This is a genomic window from Marinifaba aquimaris, assembly GCF_013328345.1.
Lineage (GTDB): Bacteria > Pseudomonadota > Gammaproteobacteria > Enterobacterales > Alteromonadaceae > Marinifaba > Marinifaba aquimaris.
Genome location: NZ_JABULX010000003.1, coordinates 173605 through 200065 on the forward strand (window position 1 = coordinate 173605; position 26461 = coordinate 200065).

A 26461-nucleotide genomic window follows, 5' to 3' on the forward strand; every position below is an offset into this window, starting at 1 on the left:
AAATCAGACACGACTTTTTTAATGTTTGTAATAAATCGTGTCTGTTTAGCTAACTGACCTGAGATTATTTTTAAAGTTCAAAAACTGCGGTGAATTAACAACTAAACGCTTTTTATTTAGCCGATTCTGCCTCTAAAAGCCCAGAGCTACCTTCTGAATAATCTTTAGGTGCATTTTCTTTATCTGTCTTTTCAAGGCTATCGCTCAATGATTTTTTACGCACAGCCTGACGGATTTCTTGGCTCGTTTCTACGCCAAAAAATGGAAACAGCTCTTCATCGATTTTATCGCTAGATTGAATTTTATCGTTGTAAGTTTGTGCTGCAAGTGCTGCCTTTTCAGCTTGTTGCGCAACTTGTTCAAATGTCTTTTGCACTGAACCAATATAATCTGTTAATTCTTGTTTTAACGATTCTTGCGCTTGCTGGCTTTGCTCTAGCTCTGCTGATAACTCTGCTTTATCGCCACCTAAGGCAGGAATAAATCGACTCGCAATGATACCTACCACAATACCAACGACAAAAAGGGCAAAACCAATAATCCAACTCATAACATCATCCTCTATATAAAAATACCACTGCGTGTTAGCATTTATAGCACGCACAAAGGCTTTAGACTATTGCTCGATTAACAAATGACAACACCACTACAAAGATATCAAAACGATTTAAAACGTGAAGACTTTCATCATGATCCAGCACAAGAAAATGCAATCAAGCATCTACAACGTCTATATGATGATTTAATCGCTCAGGATCAACAGCCAAAGCAGACTTTTTTTAGCAAATTATTTGCTAAAAAAACTGAGCAATCGGTTAGAGGTTTGTATTTTTGGGGTGGGGTTGGTCGAGGTAAGACCTATTTAGTTGATACCTTCTTCGATTGTTTGCCGTTTGAAAATAAAATGCGGGTGCACTTTCACCGATTTATGCACCGTGTTCACGATGAACTTAAATTACTAAAAGCCGTTGCTAATCCGCTCGATACTATTGCTGAAAAGATAGCCAAAGAAGCAAAAATCATTTGTTTCGATGAGTTTTTTGTTTCGGATATAACTGATGCTATGTTACTTGGTGGCTTATTCGAAAAGCTATTCAGCCACAATGTAGTACTTGTCGCAACGTCAAATATCATTCCTGATGAGCTGTATCGCAATGGGTTACAAAGAGCCCGTTTTTTGCCGGCGATTGATTTAATTAACGCTAACTGTGAAATCGTCAATGTCGATCACGGTATTGATTACCGCTTGCGAACACTTGAGCAAGCTGAAATTTTCCATTCTCCACTTGATGCTGATGCTGATACAAACCTACAAACGTATTTTAAGCAGTTGTCGGTTGAGCCCGTTAGTTACGACCTCGAAGTAGAGATTGAAAATCGTATGATCCCGTGCCGCGCAGAATGCGATGGCGTGGCGTTTTTTGATTTTGAGGCTTTGTGTGAAGGGCCGAGAAGTCAAACTGACTATATGGAAATTAGCCGTATTTATCACTCTGTGCTGATGAGTAATGTGAAGCAAATGGGAACTGGTAAAGATGATACAGCAAGACGTTTTATTGCCCTTGTCGATGAGTTCTATGAGCGTAAAGTAAAACTGATTATATCATCTGAAGTGCCGCTTTTAGATTTATACACTGATGGCTTGCTGAGTTTCGAATTTAAGCGCTGTATCAGTCGCTTGCAAGAAATGCAGTCACACGACTATTTAGCAGAGCCGCATATCCCATAATTCGATTAAATGACGTTAGGTCGGATAAAAAGCATAGAAAAATCAGTTTTAATGGCAGATTTTTAGTGATCTTTTTTTAACCTTTCTATATAATTCGCGCCCCAGCCCAAAACAGGTCGTGTTTATTGGCCTTTGCCAAGCATTCTCGAAGGGGTTTACTGGCATAAAATGTATGGGGAAGCGAAAGCTTCAAAATTTAGAATTTTTGTATAGGGTTCATTTAATAATGAAAACTTTTACTGCTAAGCCTGAATCTGTACAGCGCGATTGGTTTGTTATCGACGCTGAAGGCAAAACATTAGGCCGTATGGCTACTGAAATCGCACGTCGTTTACGTGGTAAGCATAAAGCTGAGTACACTCCTCACGTTGACACTGGTGATTACATCATCGTTGTAAATGCTGAAAAAGTAGCTGTTACTGGTGCTAAGTTCACAGACAAAATGTACCACGCTCACTCTGGATACCCAGGTGGATTAAAATCGATTTCTTTCGACAAGTTACAAGCTAAAAAGCCTGAAATGATCATCGAAAGTGCGGTTAAAGGTATGTTGCCAAAAGGTCCATTAGGTCGTGCTATGTTCCGTAAGCTTAAAGTTTACGCTGGCACAGAGCATAATCATCAGGCTCAACAGCCTCAAGTATTAGATATCTAATAGGAAGCGAATAAAATGGCAGCAAATCAATATTACGGTACAGGCCGTCGTAAAAGCTCTACAGCTCGCGTATTCGTTCAAGCTGGTAGCGGCAACATCACAGTTAACAAACGTCCATTAGATGAATACTTTGGTCGTGAAACTTCTCGAATGGTTGTTCGTCAGCCGTTAGAGTTAGTTGAAATGGCAGACAAGTTTGACATCAATGTAACTGTTGCTGGTGGTGGTAACACTGGTCAAGCAGGTGCTATCCGTCACGGTATCACTCGCGCATTAATGGAATTCGACGAAACTTTACGTCCTGCTCTTCGCCAAGCTGGCTTCGTTACTCGTGACGCACGTCGCGTTGAACGTAAGAAAGTTGGTCTTAAGAAAGCACGTAAGCGTCCACAATTCTCAAAACGTTAATTCGTTTTCTCAGAATTCAAAAAACCCGGTTTTTACCGGGTTTTTTTTTGCCTGTTCATCAGGCTGCACAGTCTCAAAAATCACGGCTTTGAGTGGTGTTTTATTGAGCAAAAAAACCATCAACCCCGTTTAAATCAAAAAAAGCGAAATAAAGCGGTGTAATTTCATGCTTTTTTTCAGTTTTCCCTATTAAAAATACGGCTTTTTTTATATCATTTAGCTAATTTTGTCCGTCTTGCATTCAGCGCATTATTTCGTTGTTTCTGAGCGGGCTAAAACCAACTTAAAAAATATAAGAGTCTCGGAGAATATTGGATGAGTAATGCGCCTGTAGATAACGGTCGTCGTCGATTCCTTACTATCGCTACTTCGGTAGTTGGTGGTGTGGGTGTTGCCGGTGCGGCTGTGCCTTTCATTGCTTCCTGGAATCCTAGTGCTAGAGCGAAAGCCGCTGGTGCACCTGTGGAAGTCAATATCAGCAAACTCGAGCCAGGTCAAATGATCCGCGTTGAATGGCGTGGTAAACCGGTTTGGGTTGTAAGACGTAGTGAAGATATGATTGCTCAGCTTGCTAAGCATGAAGATCAATTACGTGATGCTAATTCAGAAGTTGAACAGCAACCAGAGTATGCGAAAAACCGTGAACGTTCACGTAAAGCAGAGTACTTTGTAGCGGTTGGTATCTGTACCCACCTTGGTTGTTCTCCTCAGTACTTGTCAGATAACTTTGGCGAGCAGGTTGAGGGTGTACCTACAGGTTTCTTCTGTCCATGTCACGGTTCTAAATTTGATGCAGCTGGTCGTGTATTCCAAAGCGTACCTGCACCTTCAAACTTAGAAATTCCACCTCATTATTACATCGACGATGACACTATCTTAGTCGGTCTGAACTCAGCGTCAGAGGTTGCATAAGATGAAAGATTTACTTGATTGGATCGAAGCGCGTATTCCAATGATGCGTGTTGCGAACATGCACGCATTGCAATACCCAGCGCCTAAGAACATGAACATCTGGTATGTTTTCGGTTTCTTAGCAACAATTGTTTTAGTTAACCAAATCGTTACTGGTATCTGGTTAACAATGAACTATGTACCAACATCAGAAGGCGCTTTCGCTTCAGTAGAATACATCATGCGTGATGTAGATTACGGTTGGTTACTGCGTTATATGCACTCAACAGGTGCTTCTGCATTCTTCGTCGTTGTCTACCTGCACATGATGCGCGGTATGATGTACGGCTCGTACCAAAAGCCGCGTGAATTGTTATGGGTATTTGGTATGTTTATCTACTTAGCACTTATGGCTGAAGCTTTCATGGGTTACTTATTACCATGGGGTCAGATGTCATACTGGGGTGCTCAGGTAATTATTTCATTATTTGGTGCTATCCCTGTTATTGGTGATGACATCACTTTATGGATTCGTGGTGACTACGTAATCTCTGGTGCGACGCTAAACCGCTTTTTCGCATTACACGTTATTGCATTACCATTAGTTATCGTAATCTTAGTTTTCCTTCACATCGTTGCTTTACACGAAGTGGGTTCAAACAACCCAGATGGTATTGATGTTAAGCGTCCTAAAGGTTCTCTTTCAGAAGATGAAAAAACTAAATTCAAGATCCATGAATACTACACAAACAAGAAAGATATTCTTGATGACGTGGTACCTTTCTTCCCACACATCGTACTTAAAGATTTAGTCGCATTTGCCATCTTCTGTATTGGTTTTGCTTACGTATTATTCTTTATGCCAGAGATGGGCGGTTTCTTCCTTGAGCCACCAAACTTTGAAACAGCTAACCCTATGAAGACACCAGAGCACATTGCGCCTGTATGGTACTTCACTCCTTTCTATGCAATTTTACGTGCCGTACCTGATAAATTAGGTGGTGTAATCTTAATGTTTGCTGCGATTGTGATGTTAGCGTTATTACCTTGGTTAGACCGTTGTAAAGTTCGCTCTGTTCGTTACAGAAGCACATTACACAAGTTGAACTTAGCTCAATTCGCAGTAAGTTTCGTAATCTTAGGTTACTTAGGTGTTAAGCCAGCGACTGTTATTTACACTTACATGTCTCAGTTCTTCTCATTCACTTACTTCTTATTCTTCGGTGCACTTTGGTTGTACAGTAAGAACGAGAAATGTAAGCCATTACCAGAGAGGATCACGAAATGAAAAAACTAATTATTGCACTGTTTGCGTTAGTTCCTTCACTAGCTTTAGCTGCTGGTCCTAGCGTGCCTTTAGATTCTGTTGATATTGATTTAACAGATAAGGCTTCTTTACAACGTGGTATGACAACGTTTGTTAACTACTGTTTAGGTTGTCACCAAGCTGAATACCAAAGATACGAGCGTAGCGCTAAAGACTTAGGTATTGGTGTTGACGTTTTAAAAGAAAACTTAATGTTCACTGGCGAGAAAGTGGGTGATCACATGAAAAATGCGATGCCAGCTGATGGTGCTAAGAAATGGTTCGGTAGCTTACCACCAGACTTAACTATGGTTGCTCGTGTTCGTGGTCCAGAGTGGTTATACACTTACTTACGTTCTTTCTACGTTGATCCGTCTCGCCCATTTGGCGTTAACAACACTGTATTCCCTAACGTCGGTATGCCGCATGTTTTACAAACATTACAAGGTATTCCAACTAAAGAAGACGTTGTTGCTCAAGTTGATGGTGAACAAAAAGTAGTAGGTTCTAAAATCGTAACTGACGGTTCAGGTACTTTATCTGCCGAAGAGTACGACGCAGTAATTCGCGACTTAGTAAACTACTTAGAATACACAGGTGAACCAACTCGCTTAGCATCTGAACGCTTGGGTACTTGGGTAATCGGTTTCTTATTAGTATTCTTAGTATTCACTTACTTATTGAAGAAAGAATACTGGCGTGACATTAAGAAGTAACGCCGGAAACTAAACTAAATTCGATTGGGGGCGGTAGCCCCCTTTAGTGTTTATATTGCTGTGATTTTGATATCACAGATTAGATATCAAATTAAGCTGAAACAATTGGAGAAAACGCATGGCTGTAGCCGCCAACAAACGTTCTGTAATGAGTCTATACGCCGATGATACGGATATGCATAGCCATCAAGTACGTATCGTACTTGCTGAAAAAGGTGTAAGTGTTGACATCAAATTAGTTGACAAAAATAACAAGCCAGAAGAGTTATGGGAGTTAAACCCATACGGTTCTGTTCCTACGTTATTGGATCGTGAGTTAGTTTTATACACTTCACGCATTATTATGGAATATCTTGATGAGCGTTTTCCACACCCACCATTGATGGCAGTATACCCAGTTGCACGTGGTCAATCTCGTTTAATGATTGAGCGAATCGAGCAAGACTGGTACACACTGGTAGAGAAAATCGAATCTAATTCTGAAGATACAGCGGTCGCTCGTGCTGAACTACGTGAGAGCATTCTTGCTATTGCACCTATTTTCAATGAAACACCGTACTTCATGAGTGAAGAATTCAGCTTAGTTGACTGTGTACTTGCTCCACTATTATGGCGTCTACCTAAACTAGGTATTGATTTAACAGGCCAAGGTAGTAAAGAAGTTAAAGCATACATGACACGTGTATTTGAACGTGAATCATTCCAAGCTTCATTAACTGACGCTGAACGCGATATGCGAGTGTAGTTTCAATGGATAAAATGACATCTTGTAAACCTTATCTTGTCCGTGCGTTATACGATTGGATTTTAGATAACCAATGTACACCTTACATCCTAGTTGATGCGGAATACCCTATGGTACAAGTACCTAGAGAGTATGTGAAACAGGGGCAAATCGTGCTCAATGTTGCACCACAATCAACAGGTAACTTTGTCATTGGTGATGATGAAATTGAGTTTAATGCTCGATTTGGTGGTCAGGCTCGTCATTTAATTATTCCTATTGAAGCTGTGCTTTTTATCTACTCTAAAGAGACTGGGGAAGGCATGCCATTCCCACCAGAGCAACATCCAGAAGTGACGGAAGAACCGTTAGACAGTGAAGAGCTCGTTGATTTAGAGCCAACTACAACAGTAAGTGAAGCCAAAAAGCCAAGCTTAAGTCCTGTTGAAGCATCTGAAACTGCAAAACCTTCTTCGGATAAGCCGAAAGATAAAAAATCGCGAAATCATTTAAAAGTGATTAAATAAAAAAGCCGAGCTTATGCTCGGCTTTTTTGTGTCTGCTTCTATGAAGCTATACCTTTAACGTTTCTGTATAAGGTGGCCAGCCCAATGGCTTTCCTGCTAACAAATGCAAATGGATATGGTAAACCGTTTGCCCACCGTGTTCATTACAGTTCATCACTACACGATAACCATCATCAGCAAAGCCTTGTTCTTTGGCAATTTTAGCTGCCACAACATACAAATGACCGACTAAATGCGCATTATCAGTGGATACATCGTTGATCGTCGCAATTTGTGTTTTAGGGATAATCAATAAATGAGTTGGCGCTTGAGGGTTGATATCTTTAAAGGCGAGTGCCATATCATCTTCATAGACAATATCTGCGGGTATTTCTTTATTAATGATTTTATCAAATATGGTTTCAGCCATGAGACGCTCCTTATATTTTTCAACAGTATAAGCAACTTAGATAAAAAATCGATTAACTTAATTGAATTAAATTATTGGTAAATCGGTCTATTAATATCGATACTTTAGCAAATGTTAAAGCGATGAACTGACAAGGTATAAAAAGGTATGCAAACTCATTTTGATTTTCTAGCAATCGGCGGCGGTAGTGGCGGTATTGCTAGTGCTAACCGAGCAGCTAAATTAGGTAAAAAAGCAGCTGTTATTGAAGCCCAATACGTAGGTGGAACTTGCGTGAATGTGGGTTGTGTACCGAAAAAAGCCATGTGGTACGCAGGTCAGATTGCAGATGCTATTAAATACGGTGCTGATTACGGTTTTGATACAACAGTGCATAAGCTCGATTGGCAAAAACTCGTCGATAGCAGAGAAGCTTATATTAAGCGCATTCATGCTTCTTATGGCCGTGGTTTTGAAGCGAATGGCGTGACCTTGATCAATGGCTTTGCCAAATTTATTGATAAAAACACTGTAGAAGTTAACGGACAACAATACACGGCTGATCACATTGTGATTGCAACGGGTGGTCGCCCGAGTGTACCAGATATAGAAGGTGCACAATACGGTATAACATCTGACGGTTTCTTCGCACTAACGGAACAACCCAAACGCGTAGCCGTTGTTGGTGCGGGTTATATTGCTGTCGAAATTGCGGGCGTTTTCAATGCGCTTGGTAGCGAGACACACTTATTGGTAAGAAAAGAAAAGCCGCTTAGAAACTTCGACCCTGTACTTTCAGATACCTTAGTTGAGGTGATGGAAAAAGAAGGGCCAAACCTAGTTAATCATGCTAAGCCAAAAAGGGTAGAAAAGTTAGCCGATGGTTCATTAGTTGTGCATTTAGAAGATGGGCGTCAATTGGAGCCTGTCGATTGTTTATTGTGGGCAATTGGTCGTGAACCTGCCACAGATAACATCAATTTAGCCGAAACGGGTATCGAATTAGATGAAAAGGGTTTTATCCCAACTGACGAATATCAAAATACTCAAGTACCGGGTATTTACGCAGTAGGTGATAACACCGGACGAGTGGCATTAACACCTGTGGCTGTTGCTGCTGGTCGTCGTTTATGCGAGCGCTTATTCAACGGTAAAACTGAATTGAAACTCGATTATGAAAACGTGGCGACTGTCGTGTTTAGCCACCCTGCAATAGGCACAGTTGGCTTAACAGAACAAGAAGCAAAAGATAAATACGGTGACAGTGAAGTCACTATTTACAACTCACAATTTACGGCACTTTATCAAGCGATGACTGAGCACAGGCAACCAACACGAATGAAACTTGTCTGCGTAGGCAGTGAAGAAAAAATTGTGGGTATTCACTCCATTGGCTTTGGCTCAGATGAGCTACTACAAGGTTTTGCGGTTGCAATGAAAATGGGCGCAACAAAAGCTGACTTTGACAATACTGTAGCGATTCACCCAACATCGGCTGAAGAATTTGTCACTATGACTTAAGCTTCACTGAGCAATAAAAAGCCAATTTCAAACCCGATGGATCATATACTGGTCGTCGGGTTTTTTAATGATCGATTCAATTCATTTAGCGTAGTAATAGTTAGCAATGACCTAATTGCTAAGGCAGAACTAAGCAGCTTTAGGTTCTGATAACAATTGTATGTTGTTTATTCAGGAGCTACTTATGAATACATTAACCCGCGTGTTAATCACTTTACTACTCATCACGTTTTCTATCTCCGCCAGTGCTAATTGGGGGAATAAGTTTCAGTGTTTAAAGACTAAAGCCACAGAGTTTGATGGCACGATAGCAGAAGCGGCCATCGCCACACCTGAACTCAGTACACTAGTTACGGCATTAAGTACTGCTAATTTAGTCGATGCGGTAAATGGTGAAGGTAATCTGACTGTGTTTGCACCGACTAATGATGCTTTTAATGCAATACCGCCAAGTATTCTCAATGAAATCTTAGCTGATACGGATATTCTGACAGCAGTGTTACTTTACCATGTGGTCGATGGCAAAGTAGATGCGCGTCGCTCTTATTTTCCTAAAAAAATCGAGACGCTAGCGGAGCAAAAGTTGTTCTTAACTCAAATTGACCGCAAGCCTCACGTCAATCAATCGATGATTAATTGCCAAGCGGTAAAAACCACAAATGGCATTGTTTGGATAATTGGCAGTGTGCTACTACCACAATTCTAACCGCTTCATATTAGCGCTGGTAGTAAGCTATAGGCAGTAAAAACCGCTATTAGCAATAACACTGGCGCTTTATAAACACGTAAGACTAACAAGCCTGAAATGACCATTAGAATATCCATTATTTGCGTTTGCACAGAAGTGATTGCGTGCGGAATAACTGAGCCGATTAACGTCGCAAGTAATAAACCCACTACCGCTGAATTGACGCCTGCTATTGCTGCAGATAATTTAGGTTTAGCCATTAAACTTTGCCAGCTATTGTAAAAAGCCAAAATCAATAAAAAACCAGGCAAAAATACCGCTATTGTAGCAATAAAAGCACCTGTAAAAGGCGCTTGAGTCATTTGCGCACCGATATAAGTTGCCATTGTGAACATTGGCCCAGGTACAGCTTGCGCTGCTGCGTATCCTGTCATGAAAGTCTCTTGACCAATAACAGGAATAACCGTTGGAGCCAACATAGGTAGTACAACATGGCCTCCACCAAAAACTAAACTACCGGCTTGGAAAAACTGGTTAAATAAAGCCAGCTCTGTTGATTGGTTCGATAACCAAGACACAACTAAAAGCAGTAGTGCAAAGGCAAGTAAATAGACGCTATTTATTTGTTTAAGTGCATTAGATTGAGCAGCTTCTTGTCTGGGGGATTTATTAAGAAAAGCTGCACCCATGATCGCGGCAAATACCAATAATCCAAGTTGCATCATTAAGCTTGGCATGGTTATTAATGCCAGCACAGTGATAAATAGAATAACTTTACTGATCATCTGCTGACAAAAGCTCTTACTCATGGTGAGTACTGCATCAGCAATAACCACTATGGCAAATAAAGTTAAACCTGATGCCAGGCTCAGAAATAAAGATTCCGATATCTGATGACTAAATAAAACTAAAGCCAGCATGAGCAAAAATGAGGGCAGGGTAAAGGCGACAAAAGCAATAATGGCACCGAGTAAACCACCGCGTTTTAAACCGATAGCAAAGCCTGTTTGACTAGATGCAGGGCCTGGTAGGAATTGGCTTAAAGCAACAAGCTGGGCGTATTCTTTGGCACTTAGCCAGTTGAGTTTTTCTACAAACGTGCGCTGAAAATACCCTAAATGGGCTGCTGGACCACCAAAACTAATTAAACCCAGTAAAAAGAACTGATTAAAAATACTAAATAAATTTTTCACGATAAAGCCATTGGCTAAAACAATGACGCCATTATAAGCAGAGTTTATAAAGACGTCATTTTAACTGACTTTACGTGATTATTTATTTCACTACAGTGAAATCATGTATCTGAGTAGTAACATCACCAGCTAAATTACTGAGCTGGGTCTTAAGTTTTAACACAGTGCCTGCGGGATATTGGCTAACATCTATGTGTGTAGTTAATGGCAGGGTATTATCAAAGGCAATTTTTTCAAATAACTGACCATTAACACTCAAGTATGAAGTCATTTCAAAAATAGGGACTTGTGTAGGTATTTGGGCGGTCATTTGATATTGGAATATCACTTCACCGCTCAATTCATCGTTGTTGTTATGACTAGTGAGTTTGAACTGATTGACTCGAAGGGGCTTTATTACTGATGTTGCTTTTAAAATGCGATAACTCAGAGGCGGCACGTGAGCGCTGATTTGGTTCCTTACATTGGTGTTGAACTCTTCATTATTAGCGATATCGACATAAGTATTTGCTGTAGCAGCTAATTCAGGTTGGATGATTTGTTCAGAGGTATTAAACAATACTAAGTATTCAACTTTATCGGTTAAGTCGACACGAGAAAAAGCATAAACCCCAGCTTCTTCTTCGGTATCCAATCGATTGATATGAACACCTCTTCTAAGCGCCTTGTGCTGTTTAAAAGTGTTACTCAGGTTAGCGAATGCTTGATACAAAGGGTGCTCTCTATCGAAGTTATCGTCGGCTGTTGTTTTTTGAGTACCCAATAAGCTTTGGTTGTTATAACTTGGTACCTTAGAAGGCATCATATCTTGGCGTGATGCCATATCGCCTCCAGTGCCAACAAAGCCTTGTTCATCGCCGTAATAAATCACTGGAATACCACGGCTAAAATACATAAGTGCGTGGGCGAGCTTAATTTTAGCAAGTGCGGTTTGTTCGCTTAAAGCGCTAGTGCTTTGAGTGAGAAAGTAGCTAAAACGCCCCATGTCGTGATTGCCAACAAAGTTTAAGTTCATATCTGCTCGACTATCACCATCATTGTAATAATCGTCGTTATCAAATAGTTGACTGAGTTTGTTGGTGCCTTTGTTTTTGACTAATACTTCAGAGGTTGTGCCTTGAAAGCCAAAATCTAAGACAGCAGGCATATTTCCCTCAGTCGTGTAATGGCTCAGTACTTCTACATCTCCACTGTATACTTCGCCAAAGACATGGAAGTTTGGTATGCCTTGGGCTTTTGCATGAGCCATAATCGCAGGGGTAAAAGCTGCCCAAAATTCTGTGTTAACGTGTTTGACGGTATCCACACGAAAGCCATCGGGTTTAAACTCGGTGATGATATTACTGAAAATATCAATCATCTCTTTAACAACTTTAGGGTTGTCGGTATCGATATCATCTAATCCGGCAAAGTCACCATAAAGTGAATTTTCTCCACTCCAAGTTGAGTCACCTTGGTTGTGATAATACTTAGGGTCATTCAGCCAAGCGGGTACTTTGATAGCTTTGGCGTGTTTAGGGATAACTACGGTATATGGATTTGTACGTACTTCAGCGCGGCTACGATAAGGGCAGTTGCCACTGTCTAATGACCATTTACTGCCATCTGCCCCATGGCATTCTTTAAATTTGATCACATCAGCGGTGTGATTGGTGATGATATCAAAATAGACTTTAATCCCTCGAGTATGTGCCGCTGAAATTAAATCTTTTAAATCTTGATTGCTACCTAGGTGAGGGTCAATTTCGGTAAAGTCTAATACCCAGTATCCATGATAACCTGTGATCTCACCTTGTACCGCTTGGTTTCTTAAAATGGGGGTCATCCAAATTGCAGTGACGCCCATGCCTTCCAAATAATCGAGCTTTGCTTCAAGGCCTTTCATATCACCACCGTGAAAGTGGCTTTTTTTACTCGGGTCAAACCCACCGTAAGATTCAGGCTTAGCTGGGTTGCCTAAATCATTGCTGGTATCGCCATTGTAAAAGCGATCGGGCATAACAAAATAAAATACGTCATCACGGACGTCTCGAGTGAGGTAGTTATTATCGTATTGGCTATCAACGGAGGTAGATTCAGAGTTAATGGGCTGTTGTGATGTACAAGCTAGCGACACAAATGCAGCTAAGCTAGCGACCATTAATTGTTTTAGCATGATTGGCTCAACTCTATGAATTTGATTACGTTTTAACTATAACCAAATTCACCAAACTAAGCCTTCTCATGCAAACGTATGCAATAAAATTTTCTACTTTACTGCTGGGGTGATTCGACTAATAACTCATGCCAAAGTGCACTGATAGCAGAGCGCAACTCAGTGAAATCATCGGCTTGTGTCATCACAGATTCTCCTGCAAGTACTAAACGGTGGCCTCGGTTTCTGTACTTCAAGTAGGCATCAATGAGCTTTTGCAACGTAGAGGCTTCGATAATATTACGTGCTACGAGCGTTTCGAGAATGCGCACATTATCAGACCACTCTGTTAGTTCTGGATGTTTTGCGCTATAAGCCAGTACGAGGAACTGAGTTATAAACTCAATATCGGCAATACCACCAGCATCTTGCTTGATATCAAAAATTTCTTCATTGCCTTTGGCCAGATGTTGACGCATTTTTTCACGCATTTCACGTACATCTTTTTGCAGTACTTCGCGATCACGTGCAGTACTTAAAATATTGTGTCGGACTTTGTTCAATTCAGCAATCAAGTCGCGATCACCTAAGATAGCTCTAGCCCTAACGAGTGCCTGGTGTTCCCATGTCCAGGCTTCTTTCGCTTGATACTCGGCAAAGCCATTGAGTGATGCGACCATTAACCCTGAATTACCTGATGGCCGTAAACGCGTATCCACTTCGTATAACGTACCCGAGTGCATTCTGGTTTCAAAGATGTGGATAATGCGTTGGGCAAAACGCATATAAAATTGTTGAGTGGCAATTTCTCTTTGTTTAACTCTGCTTTGTCCACACGCAACCGTCATTCCATTGATATCTTGGTTGTGAACAAACACCATATCTAAATCACTGCCGTAGCCCAGTTCCCAGCCACCTAACTTGCCATAACCTAAAATAGCAAAGCCTTTGTCGTTACTATCCACTAAGCCTTGAGGTACACCGTGTTTATTGGTGACCTGATGCCAAGCAATATTCACAACTTGCTCTAGTATGGCTTCTGCTAGCCAAGTTAAGTGATCACTTACTTTCATTACAGGCAATGCACCAGTGATATCACCTGCAGCAATCCTAAGTTGTTGGGCATTTTTAAATTGTCGCAAAATCTCCATTTGCGTTTCTAAGTCTTCTTCATCAACGCGTAACAAACGCTGCCTTAATTCATCGGCGTATTGCGCCTTGGGATAAATGCGATAAAGCTGATTGGGGTCGATAAGCTCATCCAACAGCATAGGGTAAGTACAAAGCTGTTGATGGATCCAAGGGCTCGACGATAATAGTGTCAGCAGTTGTTCGCGAGCTGCTGCATTTTCTTGTAGCAATTCAAGATAGGCAGTGCGGCTAGCAATTTTGGCAATTAACTCGGTAACACGTTGGATTAGTAACTGTGCTTGAGGCTGATTCAAGAGGGCATCAATCAGCATTGGCATTAACTTGGTTAAGACCTCTTGCCCCCGTGGGCCGACGCGACGTTTGGTTAGCTCAAACTTAAATTGGCTAATTTGTTGCTCAATGAACACGGCATCAAGCTCTGGGTGCTCCATTTCGATGTGTTCAATAATGGCTTCACTCGTTAAGCCATCTAGCCAGTAATCAAACTTGAGTTCGCTTGCGGCTTGCTCTTCTGGCAGGCTAATTAACTCGCCAAAAGCTAAATGCACTTTGTGATGCCAATCTTGCAGTGCCTGATAAAAGCTCGACCAATCTTGATAACCCATCAAAAACGCCAGACGTGTTTGGTTGATTTCGTTATCGGGTAGCGTTTGTGTTTGCTCGTCGTTGATTTCTTGCAGTATGTGCTCTACTTTGCGCAAAAATAGATAAGCGTGTCGTAAATCTTGGTAAGTATCGTGGCTAAACTCAGCCAATATGTTTAACTGCGTCATCGCTTCTCGAGTCGAGCGCAGACGTAACCTTTGTTCTCGCCCGCCGCGAATAAGCTGAAACGTTTGGGTGATAAACTCAACTTCTCTTATCCCGCCGGCACCGAGCTTAATGTTATTTTTCAGCCCTTTGCGTTTTACTTCTTGGCTGATCAACTTTTTCATTTTCCTAAACGACTCTAAAGCAGAGAAGTCGATGTATTTGCGATAAACAAAAGGCCTAAATAGTTGATAAAGCTCATTAACAGCAGCGTGTTGACGGTGCTCAGGTGCGGTGATCACCTTAGCCTTCAGCATTGCGTAACGCTCCCAATCACGCCCTTGTGTTTGGTAATAATCTTCTAACATGGCAAAACTCATGGCCATTGGGCCTGAATCGCCATACGGACGCAAACGCATATCGACGCGATAAACATAGCCATCGGCGGTGATGTTATTTAAGCTGTTGATCAGCTTTCGCCCCAATCGTATAAAGTACTCTTGGTTATCTAAACTTTTGCGGCCGCCTTGGGTTTCGCCGCGTTCTGGATAGCAAAATATTAAGTCGATATCTGATGAGAAATTAAGTTCTCCGCCGCCTAATTTACCCATGCCTAATATAAGTAAAGGTTGCTCATTGCCATCGCAATCTAGGGGCGTGCCCCATTGCGCTTGATAGTGTTTTGATAACCAAGTTAGGGCGTAGCTGATACTTAAGTCGGCGAGTGCTGAAATATGACGAAACGATTCATCCATCGACGCTTCACCTATTAAGTCGCGCCATGCGATTAACATCATTTGCTGACGTCTAAAAATACGCAAGAAACGGTTCAGTTCATCTTCGCTATTAATCGCAGCGATTCGCTCAGCAAGCGTTTTTTCTATGTTTTCGATGCGATTACTGGCAATATTGTCTTGTGTAACAAGCTCGTATAAATAATCAGTATCTTGCAAACAGGATCTGGCAATGAAGTCACTAGCAGCAAATTGCCATTTGATTTTATCTTGGAGCGCAGCCGAGAGCGTTGTAAAACGTTCATCTTGTTGAATTAATTTAGACCAATTAAACTCAGCTTGTTCGGTAAGCAATTCGGGAACATTTTGCCAAGATTGAGATAGAGGTAAGATTTGTCCAAGATCTTGATTAGACATAGCAAGCTTCCTTAGCGACAATAAGCACTCAACCATAAAGGAGATTGGTGTGCCGATAGTACGTTTATTTATTTTGTTCGTCAGTATTATGCTGATATCGGCTTGTGGTGATCCACTACAAGCGCATATCGATGTGCGAACACAACGTGTTTCAGATCAGTTAACTAACTTACAGCAAGCCCTAGAAAAAGGACAAGTCCGAAACGCAACTTTATTACAAGAATATGCTGATTACCTTGTCGAAGATCAACCTAAGCTCAAGCCCATTGCTCAAGCATTAGCACAAGAGGCAACGGTTAATGGCTCTATGTACAAAGGCTTAGTTGATCGTTTTGTGGTGGCTAAATCTAACCCCAATGCTTTTGTCGATTCTCAAGAGAGGTTAGATGAGCTCGATAATTTATATATGGCGAGCCAAACCAGCCTATTTAATGATGCGTTATCTGACCCTGTAAATGTGTTGGCTGATATGAGCCAAGGGGCACTATCACGTGTTAATAGTATTTCAAGAGAGGCCGCAATTGCAGCCAATGGTGCAAGTGACTTTGGTGTTGGTGAACAGTTAATTGGTAACCCTGCTTACGGCAGCTGGCAGACGGGTAACGATGGGTTATCGTTTTGGGAGTGGTACGCTATCTTTGCCATGATAGACATTGTCGATGATATGATCGATCGCAAACGTCGTCCCACCTATTATCACAATTGGTCACGTGGCCGCAGTTATAGTTACTACCACGACTATGGGCGTGTCCGCTACTCTTCGCCTACACAGTTAAAGAATCAATATAAAACAGAATCTCGGGTTAAAAAGCAGTTTGGTTCAGGTTCGTTTACCAGTGCCTATAGTAAAACGCGCACCGGTGGTTCAAAAATGTCGGCTGCCAGTCGTACTTCTCAGGCAGCTAGCAAGCAATTTAGCTCTAATTACTCAAGAACAGGCTCGTCTACGTTTAAGTCGAACTATTCCAATAACTCTAGTTTCAGAAGCAATAAAGGCGGCAGCTCACGCGGCGGCTTTGGCGGTAAATAATAAGTAAAAGGATTGATAAAAAATATGAATAGTTTTAACCCCTTCTTATATATCAGCCCTGAGCTGCTTTCATTATTAGCCATTGACTTGTCTATCGCGATTGCTTTGTTATGTGCACTGCGTTTTTTGACGGGCTTATTAATCGGTGTTAACACCAAAGATGAACTCGCTAAACGCGATAACTTTGCCTTTGGTATTAGTATGGCAGGTAGCATTGCTGCTGCTGGTATTGTATTAACGGGCGCGGTAACAGGTGAAGCGGCAACCAGTTATGTGGTCGAGGCCATTGGTGTATTCACCTATGGTGCCATTGGTATCATCTTCATTAAGCTAGGTCGTATTTTACACGACAAAATCGCGCTTAATGAAATCAGCAAAGTAAAAGAAATCCAACAAGAAAACATTGCCGTCGCTATTGTTGATGCAGCGGCTAGTATTGCAACAGCTATTATTGTTCGCTCGGTATTGATTTGGGCTGAAGGTTTAGATATTTACACGGGCATTGCTGTGTTATCTGGTTTCTTTGTTGCTCAAGTGATGTTGGTCTTAGTGACGCGACTACGCGAAAGCCATTACGCAAAATGTAATCAAGGTGACTCGCTACAAGCTGCATTACAAGGCGGTCAAATTGCAGTAGCGCTCCGTCATGCAGGGCATTTAATCGGGACAGCAATGGCGGTCACGGCAGCGAGCTATTTCTTAAGTTACGAGCCAACTGCTATTGTGGCTAATTTAGTCGGCTGGTTTGCGATCTCTGTTGTGATGGCATTGTTGATGTGGTTATTAACTAAAATAGCGAAAAAGCTTATTTTAGCGGGTATCAATGTCGCTGAAGAAATTGACCAACAAGATAACATTGGCTTAGCTGCGGTAGAAATGGCTTTAGTCATTGCTATTGCTTTCGTACTTACTGCGCTAATGGCGTAACGCTCAATCTTTCAGCTTCTAACTTTTGTTAGAAGCTGAGCTTACTTCTCTGCTTTACTTTTCCCTGATTATTCCCAATGAAAATAACCCCGCTGTTTATTAAAGATGCTTTACTTATTTTGGTGATGGCTTTATTGGCCGGTTGTGGCTTAGTTTATGAGTATTTACTTTCCCACTATGCGGGTCGCGTTTTAGGCGCTGTAGAGAGCGCGATTTATACCATGATAGGCATCATGATCGTATCTATGGGGTTAGGGGCATTTGCCGCACGTAAAATCAAAGATGCGTTTAACGGCTTTGTGATTTTAGAAGTTGTTATCGCGATTTTAGGAGCAAGCTCCATTTTATTCATCGCTTTGGTTATTAGCTTGACCTACGATTTGCCTCAGATCTTAGCTGATACGTATAACATTCCGTTTGATGCTTTGCCTGAAGGAGGGTGGCTTAAAACATTCCACCAGTTTTCACTCAACTTGCCTTATATTGTTGGTATCTTTTTAGGGCTGTTTATTGGCATGGAAATTCCTTTAATAGCCCGTGTCCGCGAGCATTTATATGGTCAACATTTACAACATAATGCTGGCACTATCTACGGTGCTGATTACATAGGCGCGGGTGCCGGCGCTGCTATCTGGGTAGCTATTTTAATGCGCACTGAACTCAGCAGTGCGGCAGCTTGGACTGCGAGTGTTAATGTTATCGCTGGCACCATATTCTTGTTTTTATTTTGGCGCCATATCAAATTTAAAACCCTTATTATTGCTAGCCATTTATTAGTAGTAGGGCTGATTATAGCCATTGGTTATAAAGGCGAACATTGGATGCAAAAGCTAACCGATGTTTTGTATCAAGATAAAGTGGTGTATCAGCAGCAGACTCAATATCAACAGCTTATTTTTACTGAGCGATCTCTTGGCCCTGAACAAGCACCGATTCACCAGTTTTTCCTCAATGGTCGATTACAGTTTTCTTCTCAAGATGAGTTTATTTATCACGAAATGTTAGTGCACCCGGCAATGGCTGCTGCTGCACGTCAGCACAAAGTGTTGATTATTGGCGGCGGTGATGGCTTGGGCTTAAGAGAAGTATTGAAATGGCAGCCTGAAAAAGTCACTTTGGTTGATTTAGACCAAAGCTTAATTGAGCTATTTCAACACCCAGAGACGTATTTACCTGGGGCACTAGCCGAGCAAATGCAAGCACTTGGTCAAAATGCACTGAATCACGAAAATGTCGATTTAAGGTATGCTGATGCCTTCAATGAGGTGGATAACCTACTGCGCCAAGGTGAGTATTTCGATGTAATTATTGTTGATTTACCAGACCCTAATCACCCTGATTTAAACAAGCTCTACACTCGTCATTTTTATTTGCGATTAAATCAGTTGTTATCAGCAGACGGGGTGATGGCGGTGCAATCAACCTCGCCTTATCACGCTAAAAATGCATTTGTCGCTATTGGTAAAACGGTTAATGCCTCTGGCTTTACTCGAGTCGAGCAATATCAACAAAATGTTCCAAGCTTTGGTCAATGGGGTTGGACATTGGCTTCAAAATCACCTGTCTCGTTAGCAGAGCGTCTCGCTGGATTGAATTTACCGTTTGAAACGCGCTGGCTTGATGACGCAACTTTACAAGCAGCATTTGTGTTCCCTAAACACTATTACCGCAATCTTGCTGATATCAAAATTAACGACTTAGGTAGCCATGTTATTTATCAGTATCACCACCAAGCCTGGCGAGAACAAAAAGGTACGGTATTTGATTAAGCTTTTACCTCAGTGGCGATTGGCTGACGATACTTAGACATCAGTAGTTTGTATAGCGGCTGAGGTGGGTTAAAGGTCAATAAAACTAAAATGCCAAAAATGGGTAAATGACCTATGACTTCTTCTAGACCAGAGACTAAAGAGGCGGCTATAAATACTGACCAAAGAGTGGCACAGACAAATCGAGTAGCGAGCCCGAGTACTAAAGCTAGACCAAAAACGACTTCAAATAACCCCGTCGAATAGACAAAGTGAATATGCTCGAAACTAGTAAACCCCATGAGCTGCACAAAGTTGTAATATGGGTGCTGCTCTAAAAACAACATAGTAGCACCTGGCTCAAACAGCTTATTTCTAAAGCCTAAGCTCATCAGTTGTAAACCAAACCCTGTCGCTAATACAGGAAGTGCATATCGCTTTGCCGACATTATTTTTTATTTTTCGCCTAACCAAGCATCTCGGCTATTTAGGTGTGGTGCAATAAGCGTTAATGCAATGATTAATGCGGCTAACTCAAATACATAATCCATCAGCACAATAAATGGGAAGATCTGTGCCATGACTATCGTCGATAGTAGCAGTAGGGCAGCTGCGATGATAATAGAAAATGTAGTGGCAAATACGATGGCAAGTTGCAGCGCCATACCTATTTGCATTAACTCGACAGGTAAGCCTAGATTAGGTGCAAAAAATTCGCCTTTCGAAATCCCTAAAATGAGCAGCAAGTTGAGAAGGGCGACTAATAGCAACCAAGGTAACTGGTTCGTTTTTAAGTGCATATTTTGTTGAAAATTTAACGGTGTCGCGACCGATTTATTTTGCAACCAGAGACAAACATTAAAATAACAAAACGCGCCGAGCGAAATAAATACCGTCCAAATATCAATGGGAAATTGCATGTCGGGCACCTGGCTTGAGTCGATAAACCACCGAACATGTGCAGATGATGAAAAACTGAAAAAGCTGAGTAGTAAAACTAATATCTTCATTTCTGATCACCTAAGGTAAATCGAGTGGAGTAAACCAACTGTCATCATTGGCATAATCACTAGAAAGGGTAAGTAAAAACGCTTCGAGTTGTTTAAGTTGATAAGGATATAAACCCAAAGGCACAATTTCGCTGTGTTCTTGTATTGGTCTATTCGCCTTATTGTAGTAATCGAGTACTTGGTTTAATTGAGCAAACTGCCCTTTGTGCATATATGGCGTGGTTTTGGCGATATTGCGAAGTGTGGGGACCTTAAAAGCTTTGATTAAATCTATCCCCTCTCGCTTTAAATAGTCGAGGTGAAAGCAGTTATCTTTATTTGAAAACTGGCCGTAACAATTGAATATGTCGTTATCTAATTGATTAATAGCATTAATTCGACCTAAGTCATTGTTGCTTTTGGGTACTGCGGTTGCTTGAAAAGTGTGATTAGTGAGTGCTGCCCCGTTATGACAGTGGGTACATTGTGTTTTTTCGCTAATAAAGAGTTTGAGGCCATTAATTTCATGCTCATCGAGTATTTTTGTGTCTGAGTCACCCTTAAGTGAATGCACATATAAATCAAATTTCGACGGTTTGAGTTTAATACTGTTTTGATAAGCAGCAAGTGCCTTACCTAGGTTGCTAAATACTTGGTTAACGGCTTGCTGTTGTCTATCTGTCATTTGCTGCCAGTTTGTTTGCCAGTCTTGATAAGCTACAGGGGATGCTTGTGCAGGTAGTTCGTCTGCTATGGCTAAACTAACCTCGTCAGCAAAAACGGCTTGATATGTTTCGGGGTAATTTCGTTTGATGTAGTGCAGATAAAACGTGCGTGAAGCGCCGTGTTCAAGGAGCGACTCAAGTGGCTCGAGCGCTTGTGCCCAAAGGCTATCTTTTCTACCGTCCCAAAATAAAAAGTCAGCATCATTGAGCAAGGCTACACTAGGCGTATGCCTTGGCGTTGGCAATAAACCATTGGTTGCCAACGGTTCACCATCTGTGAAAAAGAGCGCTGGTTGGTGGCACGATGCACAAGCCACTTGACCATTTATACTCAGGCCTTTATCAAAAAAGAGCGCTTGGCCAAAAGTAATGAGTGGTGATTTCTCTGGTACCTGTTGGTATTCATCCGAGAGGGCTAACGTCGCCAACATTGCCTCTTCAGTTTGACTCCATTTATGCTCTGGTTTAGAGACAAGCTCACTAGCAATAAATAATGTCATAACCACTAAGGCTAAGCATAGAGCTATTAATGCCAGATTACGCACCTTAGGCATCACGCTTTACCGTGCGTTAAGTAAAGTGTGTAACTGTGCCTTAGATTCAGGCTTTAAGTAAAATGAATAAGAAAAAGAGTGATCTTGCGTTTTTAACTCGAGTAACCAGTATCCGTACATATGAAACTTTAAGCCTTGAATTTGATAATGACCTGCACTGACTTCCATTAGTTTTGGCTCGGTTATAAATCCGTGGGCATGCGCTGGAATTGCCCCTGTTATTGTAAAATCCGCACCCTTTAACAATTGACCTGATACGTCAATCAATTGAAAGTCCAAGGTTGAAAACTGGTTCAGCTTAGCTTCTGAAGATGTCAGCCATTTTAAAGTGTGAGTTTTTTTATCATTTTTTTCTTGGCTGAACGCTGAAGATGCAAAAGCACAAAGCCAAATTAAGCAGAGTGTGAGGGTTATCCTTTTCATAAATACGATTGATTATGATTCCTAATGAACTTAATTTAACAAAAGTTTAACAAATGGTGCTATAGCCTATCGTAGAAAGCTCGGTTTAGCGCATCTTGCTTGTCAGTTTCACTAAATTGACATAATAAAGTCTATAATGGCGATTCTATCTGAGCGAGATAAATCGGCAAATGCCTTGCGACTTGCTTCTGCTTCACCGCCGTGCCACATAATCGCTTCTTCTATAGTTCGAGCGCGACCATCGTGTAGGAAGCGGCTTTCAGTGCTGCGTTCAATACCAATGGCCCATAAAGGAGGTGTGCGCCACTCTCTACCGTTGGCGTAGTTTTCATGTGTGTGGTCAGCTAAACCATCGCCCATATCGTGCAGCGCAAAATCGCTATAGGGCCAGATTGTTTGGCCTGCAAGTGCTTTGATTGGATAGTTTTCATCTGTAGTAAAGCTTGGGGTGTGGCATTTATCACAGCCAACTTGTCGAAATAGCTTACGGCCTCTTAACGTGCTCGGTTTGTTGAGTAAGCGTGTTTCTGGCACCGTTAAGAAGCTTAGAAAAGCAGTAATTTGCTCTAAATTAGCTTCATCGACTTCAAGTTTGCTAGAAGAGGTAACTGAAATAGAGCTCATTTCTGGATTGGGTTGGCAAGCGTGTTCACGACCCGTGCAGTCAAGCTGGCGGTAAATTGGGTTAGTGAGTCCCATATTAGCAGCGTATTCAGCTGCAATATGTTGCTTTAAGCTGGGGTGCTCAGCTTTATAACCGAATTTACCTATATCTAATTTACCCGTTTCAATATCCGTGACCCAGTTGTACTTACCTGATATACCATCGCCATCGTTATCGTCAACGTCCTCTAAGTCGAGTAAATCACTGTCTTTAATCGCATCAATTAACCCTAACCCTGTTAGGTTCGGTGCTAATCGAGGTGAAATACCGGTTTCTTGATTTAACGGGCCGTAGTTAAAGTTAAGTAATCTAAACTGTGGGTCTCTTAATTCAAATTTTTGCCCGTCGTCATAACGGCCATTTATGACTTTATATTCAAGCAATACTTCTGACTCGATAGGGTGCTTGGTTTCATCTGTCGAGTGCGTTTGAATTTGGCTGCCGTATTTAATGTCGTAATCATCGGCAAAGTGATCGTTTGGACCTAGTTGAATGACCAATGCAGTTGGGCGTGTCACACCTTCTTCTGCCTCTTTACCTCGTCTCGTTTGAAAGTGGCAGGCGTTACAAGAGTTAGCGTTATACAGAGGGCCTAACGGACTTTTATCATCGGTTGGCCATGTTTTTTGAAAGGCTGCTTTGCCCAGCTCAAAATTTTGCAGCTGTGAATCATCAAGCACGCCACCTGACTCTAATTTGACTTGTTTCCATGCAGGTGGGGCAGAGAGGTCTCCACCTGGTGAAAATTCAGCATCACTGGCGGACTCCACGCGCAAGCTATCACAAGCGATGAGCGTGACGACACCACAAGCGAGAAGAGAAGAATAACGAACGAAAGCGCTGAAATGCATTGAAATCCCTGACATTAAGGTAACAGCTAAATACCTTAGTCTCTGTAAGCAAAGACTTTTTATGCAATTTGTCAGAGCCCGGACAAAACTGCAATGGGGTAAATAGATAGAAAAGTAAACAAATGTTTAATTGCGCGGCTTATGAAACTTTAAATTACATATTCTGTCCCTATTATAAATTCACGGGTTTAATTGAAGAAAATTATTAAATTTATTGTTGACATATTATGTCGGAGTGCTAACTTTAACACCAAGACATAATATGTCTTAATCCAATAGAGGAAGATTATGAACATTCACAACATAGCGCAGTACTTAAATGATTTAGGTGACCAAGCTAGCACAGGTTATAAATTCGATTGCCAACCTATCGCGGGTGAAGTCGATGTATTGCAAGTAACAATTGAAGGACGTGAAGAGTTACCCATCTTCGTATCGGTAACAGATGATCAAATTTTATGTATCACCTACCTTTGGGGTGAAGAAGAAGTGATCAGTGAAAAGCGTGGTGAAATGCTTGAAGCTATGTTGGAAATGAATATTCCAATGCCTCTTTCTTCATTTGCAAAAGTAGACAACAAATATGTGGTATTTGGCGCATTAACCATTCACTCAAGTATGGATGACATTGAACACGAGTTGGTTGTCCTAAGCGATAACGCTGTCGATGTTATCGATGATATGTGTGAATATTTAAGCTAAGCGGAGTCAATGACAATGAGTATTTTTAAGAAAATTTTAACCGCTGTACGTGGCGGTGCAACTGAAGTTGGCGAAGCAATTGTTGATGCCAATTCGACACGCATTTTTGAACAAGAAATTCGCGATGCAGAAAATCACTTAACTAAAGCTAAACGCGATTTAACTGAAGTAATGGCCAAGCAAATGGCAACTGCACGTGAAGTTGACCGTTTAAAACGCGAAATTGCTGAACACGAAGGTTATGCGACACAAGCGTTAAGTAAAGGTAACGAGGCATTAGCATTAGAAGTTGCTGAGAAAATCGCTAGCTTAGAAGCTGAATTAGCAGAGCAGCAAACAGCACATGACCAATTTATTGGTAATGTTGAGCGTTTGAAAGACTTAATCAAGAAATCTGAGCGCCAAGTTTCTGATTACAAGCGTCAATTAAGCATGGTTAAGACTACTGATAGCGTGCAAAAAGCAACAGCAGCAATTACTGATAACTTTGTGTCAGGTAATGGCAAGTTATTAAATGCTAAAGACTCTTTAGAGCGTATTAAAGCCAAGCAACAGGCATTTGACGACAAATTAAATGCCGCTGAGCAGCTTGAAGCTGAATCGGGTGATAAGTCACTTGAAGATAAGTTAAAGGCAGCAGGTATTGGCGCACAAGAATCAAGTGCAAACAGCATTTTAGAGCGCTTAAAAAATAAGTAAGCGTTAACAGTGTAACGAACACGTTCCCGTGCAATATACCGGTTCAGCTAGCAATAGCACTATGATTCCTGCAGTGTGTTGGTTGGATCGGTATCTTTTGCTCTCAAATCGATAGCATTGCACTTTGAGCCTCACTCATCTTAGAGTTGAGGCTTTTTTTGTTTTACGGATAGGAAAAATGCGCTTATCATGCGCGCAGAAATAAGGTGGATATGTATGAGCTTTTTTAAATCTATTTTTGGCAAAAAAGAACAGCCAAGACATTTAACTCGTGTACAAGATTTAAAGCAGGGTGATGCGATTGGTTTTTCTGATTCGTTTGCACTGCCAGAACAACTGAGAAAGCAAAATTTCACGGTTGCTGAAGTCAATACTTATCAATACCAACGTCAAACTCAGCTTGAGTTTGTTCTTCAAGGCAATACTCAATTACAAGTTTTTTTGTCGGTTGAAGAAGATGATGAAACTTGGTTGAACATATCGGTTAAAATTACCCGTGATCAAGTTGAAACACTGTTTGATATCGATAACTTTATCGATATCTTCGATGGCGAAACGCCAACAGAGCTTGCACTTCAAACTGAAAACACAGACTTTGCTAGCTGGTTAGCCCCTGTATATTTTCAGCATGCGCAGGCTGTATCCGGTTATTTCTATCGAAAAGATTTTCGTCCTGGTAAACCTCCAGTGCACGAGGATGATGAAGCTGAGCCAGTAAACTACTATGGTTTAACCAGCGCCGATGAAAAATTTTCAATTGATATTGATGTTTGGGAAAATGGCGAGACAGATGTTGTATTGACCATGCACCGACCAGTAACCGATATCAGTGATCTTTATCCGGGCACTATTTAAGGTAATGAATCATGACAGAGAGTAAATCTAAACTCGCTTCTAAATGGGCCAGTAACACCAAGGCGCTTAAAGCAGTACAAGTTGCATTTGATATGGACGAAAAACTGCAATACGTTATCCGCCGAGAAGCGATTGATGCTGGTGTTGGTCCAACCGATCAAATTCGTACTATTTTAGCTTTACCTCAGAACAAACGCCCAAAACGTCCACGTTTGACGGTGTCTTTATCACCTGATGATTACAATACACTGGCAGAACGCTATGGTATTGATGCAGAAGACCAACTCGAAATTAAAAAAAGAGTAATGGCAGAGTTGGTTGATTACGCAACTGATCAGGTAGATAAATATTAAATAGCCCT

The 26461-nt window shown here is 41.4% G+C and carries 27 protein-coding genes; 17 read left to right on the forward strand and 10 right to left on the reverse strand.

All coding sequences use genetic code 11. From position 1 onward, the window contains the following. Positions 1–112: 112 nt before the first annotated feature. On the reverse strand, positions 113–550 hold the full coding sequence (locus tag HR060_RS03410) for a ZapG family protein (RefSeq protein WP_174198870.1): 438 nt from the start codon (positions 548–550) through the stop codon (positions 113–115). A gap of 84 nt (positions 551–634) precedes the next feature. Here HR060_RS03410 and zapE point away from each other — a divergent pair, with 84 nt between their 5' ends. The 8 genes from zapE to HR060_RS03450 all read left to right on the forward strand — a co-directional run bounded on the left by zapE (position 635) and on the right by HR060_RS03450 (position 6956). After that, positions 635–1729, forward strand: coding sequence for a cell division protein ZapE (gene zapE / locus HR060_RS03415; RefSeq protein WP_174198871.1), 1095 nt, complete (start codon positions 635–637; stop codon positions 1727–1729). Positions 1730–1955: 226 nt separating this feature from the next. Further along, complete coding sequence (rplM, locus tag HR060_RS03420; RefSeq protein WP_174198872.1) at positions 1956–2384, forward strand: 50S ribosomal protein L13; 429 nt, start codon at positions 1956–1958, stop codon at positions 2382–2384. A 15-nt stretch (positions 2385–2399) separates the two neighbouring features. After that, positions 2400–2792 carry a 30S ribosomal protein S9 gene (gene rpsI, locus HR060_RS03425; protein ID WP_174198873.1) on the forward strand — a complete coding sequence of 131 codons (393 nt, stop codon included), beginning with the start codon at positions 2400–2402 and terminating at the stop codon, positions 2790–2792. Between the two features lie 315 nt (positions 2793–3107). Further along, positions 3108–3704 (forward strand): ubiquinol-cytochrome c reductase iron-sulfur subunit, encoded by a 597-nt coding sequence (petA, locus tag HR060_RS03430; protein WP_174198874.1) that lies wholly within the window; start codon positions 3108–3110, stop codon positions 3702–3704. 1 nt (position 3705) lies between these two features. Continuing rightward, positions 3706–4971 carry a cytochrome b gene (locus tag HR060_RS03435; protein WP_174198875.1) on the forward strand — a complete coding sequence of 422 codons (1266 nt, stop codon included), beginning with the start codon at positions 3706–3708 and terminating at the stop codon, positions 4969–4971. Further along, positions 4968–5705, forward strand: a complete 738-nt coding sequence (locus HR060_RS03440) for a cytochrome c1 (RefSeq protein WP_174198876.1) — start codon at positions 4968–4970, stop codon at positions 5703–5705. The genes HR060_RS03435 and HR060_RS03440 overlap by 4 nt, the downstream gene beginning before the upstream one ends. A gap of 118 nt (positions 5706–5823) precedes the next feature. Next, the gene (sspA, locus tag HR060_RS03445; RefSeq protein WP_174198877.1) at positions 5824–6450 is read left to right on the forward strand and encodes a stringent starvation protein SspA; all 627 of its coding nucleotides are present in this window, start codon (positions 5824–5826) and stop codon (positions 6448–6450) included. A gap of 5 nt (positions 6451–6455) precedes the next feature. Next, complete coding sequence (locus HR060_RS03450) at positions 6456–6956, forward strand: ClpXP protease specificity-enhancing factor (RefSeq protein ID WP_246283066.1); 501 nt, start codon at positions 6456–6458, stop codon at positions 6954–6956. A 46-nt stretch (positions 6957–7002) separates the two neighbouring features. On the opposite strand, the gene HR060_RS03455 is transcribed toward HR060_RS03450, so the two are convergent. Further along, the gene (locus tag HR060_RS03455) at positions 7003–7365 is read right to left on the reverse strand and encodes a histidine triad nucleotide-binding protein (RefSeq protein ID WP_174198878.1); all 363 of its coding nucleotides are present in this window, start codon (positions 7363–7365) and stop codon (positions 7003–7005) included. 147 nt (positions 7366–7512) lie between these two features. Between HR060_RS03455 and gorA the strand changes: the two genes are divergently transcribed. Both gorA and HR060_RS03465 read left to right on the forward strand, forming a co-directional pair. Next, positions 7513–8865 carry a glutathione-disulfide reductase gene (gorA, locus tag HR060_RS03460; RefSeq protein ID WP_174198879.1) on the forward strand — a complete coding sequence of 451 codons (1353 nt, stop codon included), beginning with the start codon at positions 7513–7515 and terminating at the stop codon, positions 8863–8865. A gap of 184 nt (positions 8866–9049) precedes the next feature. Beyond that, the gene (locus HR060_RS03465; RefSeq protein ID WP_174198880.1) at positions 9050–9571 is read left to right on the forward strand and encodes a fasciclin domain-containing protein; all 522 of its coding nucleotides are present in this window, start codon (positions 9050–9052) and stop codon (positions 9569–9571) included. Between the two features lie 5 nt (positions 9572–9576). Here HR060_RS03465 and chrA read toward each other — a convergent pair whose 3' ends face one another. The 3 genes from chrA to glnE all read right to left on the reverse strand — a co-directional run bounded on the left by chrA (position 9577) and on the right by glnE (position 15933). Then, on the reverse strand, positions 9577–10746 hold the full coding sequence (gene chrA / locus HR060_RS03470) for a chromate efflux transporter (protein WP_174198881.1): 1170 nt from the start codon (positions 10744–10746) through the stop codon (positions 9577–9579). Between the two features lie 82 nt (positions 10747–10828). Continuing rightward, a complete protein-coding gene (locus tag HR060_RS03475) occupies positions 10829–12901 on the reverse strand; it encodes an alpha-amylase family glycosyl hydrolase (RefSeq protein ID WP_174198882.1) in 2073 nt (690 codons plus the stop codon). 98 nt (positions 12902–12999) lie between these two features. Further along, on the reverse strand, positions 13000–15933 hold the full coding sequence (glnE, locus tag HR060_RS03480) for a bifunctional [glutamate--ammonia ligase]-adenylyl-L-tyrosine phosphorylase/[glutamate--ammonia-ligase] adenylyltransferase (RefSeq protein WP_174198883.1): 2934 nt from the start codon (positions 15931–15933) through the stop codon (positions 13000–13002). Between the two features lie 49 nt (positions 15934–15982). Between glnE and HR060_RS03485 the strand changes: the two genes are divergently transcribed. The 3 genes from HR060_RS03485 to HR060_RS03495 all read left to right on the forward strand — a co-directional run bounded on the left by HR060_RS03485 (position 15983) and on the right by HR060_RS03495 (position 19659). Next, a complete protein-coding gene (locus tag HR060_RS03485; protein WP_343044147.1) occupies positions 15983–16963 on the forward strand; it encodes a hypothetical protein in 981 nt (326 codons plus the stop codon). Between the two features lie 24 nt (positions 16964–16987). After that, positions 16988–17890 (forward strand): DUF350 domain-containing protein, encoded by a 903-nt coding sequence (locus tag HR060_RS03490; RefSeq protein ID WP_174198884.1) that lies wholly within the window; start codon positions 16988–16990, stop codon positions 17888–17890. A gap of 77 nt (positions 17891–17967) precedes the next feature. Beyond that, complete coding sequence (locus tag HR060_RS03495) at positions 17968–19659, forward strand: polyamine aminopropyltransferase (protein ID WP_174198885.1); 1692 nt, start codon at positions 17968–17970, stop codon at positions 19657–19659. Here HR060_RS03495 and HR060_RS03500 read toward each other — a convergent pair. The 5 genes from HR060_RS03500 to HR060_RS03520 all read right to left on the reverse strand — a co-directional run bounded on the left by HR060_RS03500 (position 19656) and on the right by HR060_RS03520 (position 23844). Further along, entirely contained in the window at positions 19656–20087 is a 432-nt protein-coding gene (locus tag HR060_RS03500) for a DoxX family membrane protein (RefSeq protein ID WP_174198886.1), read from the reverse strand. The two genes, HR060_RS03495 and HR060_RS03500, sit on opposite strands and share 4 nt — an antisense overlap. A gap of 6 nt (positions 20088–20093) precedes the next feature. Beyond that, positions 20094–20648: a hypothetical protein gene (locus tag HR060_RS03505; RefSeq protein WP_174198887.1), complete on the reverse strand. Its 555-nt coding sequence runs from the start codon at positions 20646–20648 to the stop codon at positions 20094–20096. Positions 20649–20658: 10 nt separating this feature from the next. Next, positions 20659–21852 carry a cytochrome-c peroxidase gene (locus HR060_RS03510; RefSeq protein ID WP_174198888.1) on the reverse strand — a complete coding sequence of 398 codons (1194 nt, stop codon included), beginning with the start codon at positions 21850–21852 and terminating at the stop codon, positions 20659–20661. 60 nt (positions 21853–21912) lie between these two features. Beyond that, positions 21913–22329, reverse strand: coding sequence for a hypothetical protein (locus HR060_RS03515; RefSeq protein ID WP_174198889.1), 417 nt, complete (start codon positions 22327–22329; stop codon positions 21913–21915). Between the two features lie 111 nt (positions 22330–22440). Next, on the reverse strand, positions 22441–23844 hold the full coding sequence (locus tag HR060_RS03520; RefSeq protein WP_174198890.1) for a di-heme oxidoredictase family protein: 1404 nt from the start codon (positions 23842–23844) through the stop codon (positions 22441–22443). 288 nt (positions 23845–24132) lie between these two features. On the opposite strand from HR060_RS03520, the gene HR060_RS03525 reads away from it, so the two are divergent. The 4 genes from HR060_RS03525 (at position 24133) to HR060_RS03540 (ending at position 26453) form a co-directional block, all read left to right on the forward strand. Next, entirely contained in the window at positions 24133–24546 is a 414-nt protein-coding gene (locus HR060_RS03525) for a YjfI family protein (RefSeq protein WP_174198891.1), read from the forward strand. A 15-nt stretch (positions 24547–24561) separates the two neighbouring features. Continuing rightward, positions 24562–25245 (forward strand): PspA/IM30 family protein, encoded by a 684-nt coding sequence (locus tag HR060_RS03530; protein ID WP_174198892.1) that lies wholly within the window; start codon positions 24562–24564, stop codon positions 25243–25245. Between the two features lie 216 nt (positions 25246–25461). Beyond that, the gene (locus tag HR060_RS03535) at positions 25462–26100 is read left to right on the forward strand and encodes a hypothetical protein (RefSeq protein WP_174198893.1); all 639 of its coding nucleotides are present in this window, start codon (positions 25462–25464) and stop codon (positions 26098–26100) included. 11 nt (positions 26101–26111) lie between these two features. Beyond that, on the forward strand, positions 26112–26453 hold the full coding sequence (locus HR060_RS03540; protein ID WP_174198894.1) for a hypothetical protein: 342 nt from the start codon (positions 26112–26114) through the stop codon (positions 26451–26453). Positions 26454–26461 lie beyond the last annotated feature (8 nt).

Bases quoted from the DNA above. Each gene is read 5' to 3' on its own strand.
- HR060_RS03410 (WP_174198870.1), bottom strand. From the start codon at position 550: ATGAGTTGGATTATTGGTTTTGCCCTTTTTGTCGTTGGTATTGTGGTA.
- zapE (WP_174198871.1), top strand. From the start codon at position 635: ATGACAACACCACTACAAAGATATCAAAACGATTTAAAACGTGAAGAC.
- rplM (WP_174198872.1), top strand. From the start codon at position 1,956: ATGAAAACTTTTACTGCTAAGCCTGAATCTGTACAGCGCGATTGGTTT.
- rpsI (WP_174198873.1), top strand. From the start codon at position 2,400: ATGGCAGCAAATCAATATTACGGTACAGGCCGTCGTAAAAGCTCTACA.
- petA (WP_174198874.1), top strand. From the start codon at position 3,108: ATGAGTAATGCGCCTGTAGATAACGGTCGTCGTCGATTCCTTACTATC.
- HR060_RS03435 (WP_174198875.1), top strand. From the start codon at position 3,706: ATGAAAGATTTACTTGATTGGATCGAAGCGCGTATTCCAATGATGCGT.
- HR060_RS03440 (WP_174198876.1), top strand. From the start codon at position 4,968: ATGAAAAAACTAATTATTGCACTGTTTGCGTTAGTTCCTTCACTAGCT.
- sspA (WP_174198877.1), top strand. From the start codon at position 5,824: ATGGCTGTAGCCGCCAACAAACGTTCTGTAATGAGTCTATACGCCGAT.
- HR060_RS03450 (WP_246283066.1), top strand. From the start codon at position 6,456: ATGGATAAAATGACATCTTGTAAACCTTATCTTGTCCGTGCGTTATAC.
- HR060_RS03455 (WP_174198878.1), bottom strand. From the start codon at position 7,365: ATGGCTGAAACCATATTTGATAAAATCATTAATAAAGAAATACCCGCA.
- gorA (WP_174198879.1), top strand. From the start codon at position 7,513: ATGCAAACTCATTTTGATTTTCTAGCAATCGGCGGCGGTAGTGGCGGT.
- HR060_RS03465 (WP_174198880.1), top strand. From the start codon at position 9,050: ATGAATACATTAACCCGCGTGTTAATCACTTTACTACTCATCACGTTT.
- HR060_RS03475 (WP_174198882.1), bottom strand. From the start codon at position 12,901: ATGCTAAAACAATTAATGGTCGCTAGCTTAGCTGCATTTGTGTCGCTA.
- glnE (WP_174198883.1), bottom strand. From the start codon at position 15,933: ATGTCTAATCAAGATCTTGGACAAATCTTACCTCTATCTCAATCTTGG.
- HR060_RS03490 (WP_174198884.1), top strand. From the start codon at position 16,988: ATGAATAGTTTTAACCCCTTCTTATATATCAGCCCTGAGCTGCTTTCA.
- HR060_RS03495 (WP_174198885.1), top strand. From the start codon at position 17,968: ATGAAAATAACCCCGCTGTTTATTAAAGATGCTTTACTTATTTTGGTG.
- HR060_RS03500 (WP_174198886.1), bottom strand. From the start codon at position 20,087: ATGTCGGCAAAGCGATATGCACTTCCTGTATTAGCGACAGGGTTTGGT.
- HR060_RS03505 (WP_174198887.1), bottom strand. From the start codon at position 20,648: ATGAAGATATTAGTTTTACTACTCAGCTTTTTCAGTTTTTCATCATCT.
- HR060_RS03510 (WP_174198888.1), bottom strand. From the start codon at position 21,852: ATGACATTATTTATTGCTAGTGAGCTTGTCTCTAAACCAGAGCATAAA.
- HR060_RS03515 (WP_174198889.1), bottom strand. From the start codon at position 22,329: ATGAAAAGGATAACCCTCACACTCTGCTTAATTTGGCTTTGTGCTTTT.
- HR060_RS03520 (WP_174198890.1), bottom strand. From the start codon at position 23,844: ATGCATTTCAGCGCTTTCGTTCGTTATTCTTCTCTTCTCGCTTGTGGT.
- HR060_RS03525 (WP_174198891.1), top strand. From the start codon at position 24,133: ATGAACATTCACAACATAGCGCAGTACTTAAATGATTTAGGTGACCAA.
- HR060_RS03530 (WP_174198892.1), top strand. From the start codon at position 24,562: ATGAGTATTTTTAAGAAAATTTTAACCGCTGTACGTGGCGGTGCAACT.
- HR060_RS03535 (WP_174198893.1), top strand. From the start codon at position 25,462: ATGAGCTTTTTTAAATCTATTTTTGGCAAAAAAGAACAGCCAAGACAT.
- HR060_RS03540 (WP_174198894.1), top strand. From the start codon at position 26,112: ATGACAGAGAGTAAATCTAAACTCGCTTCTAAATGGGCCAGTAACACC.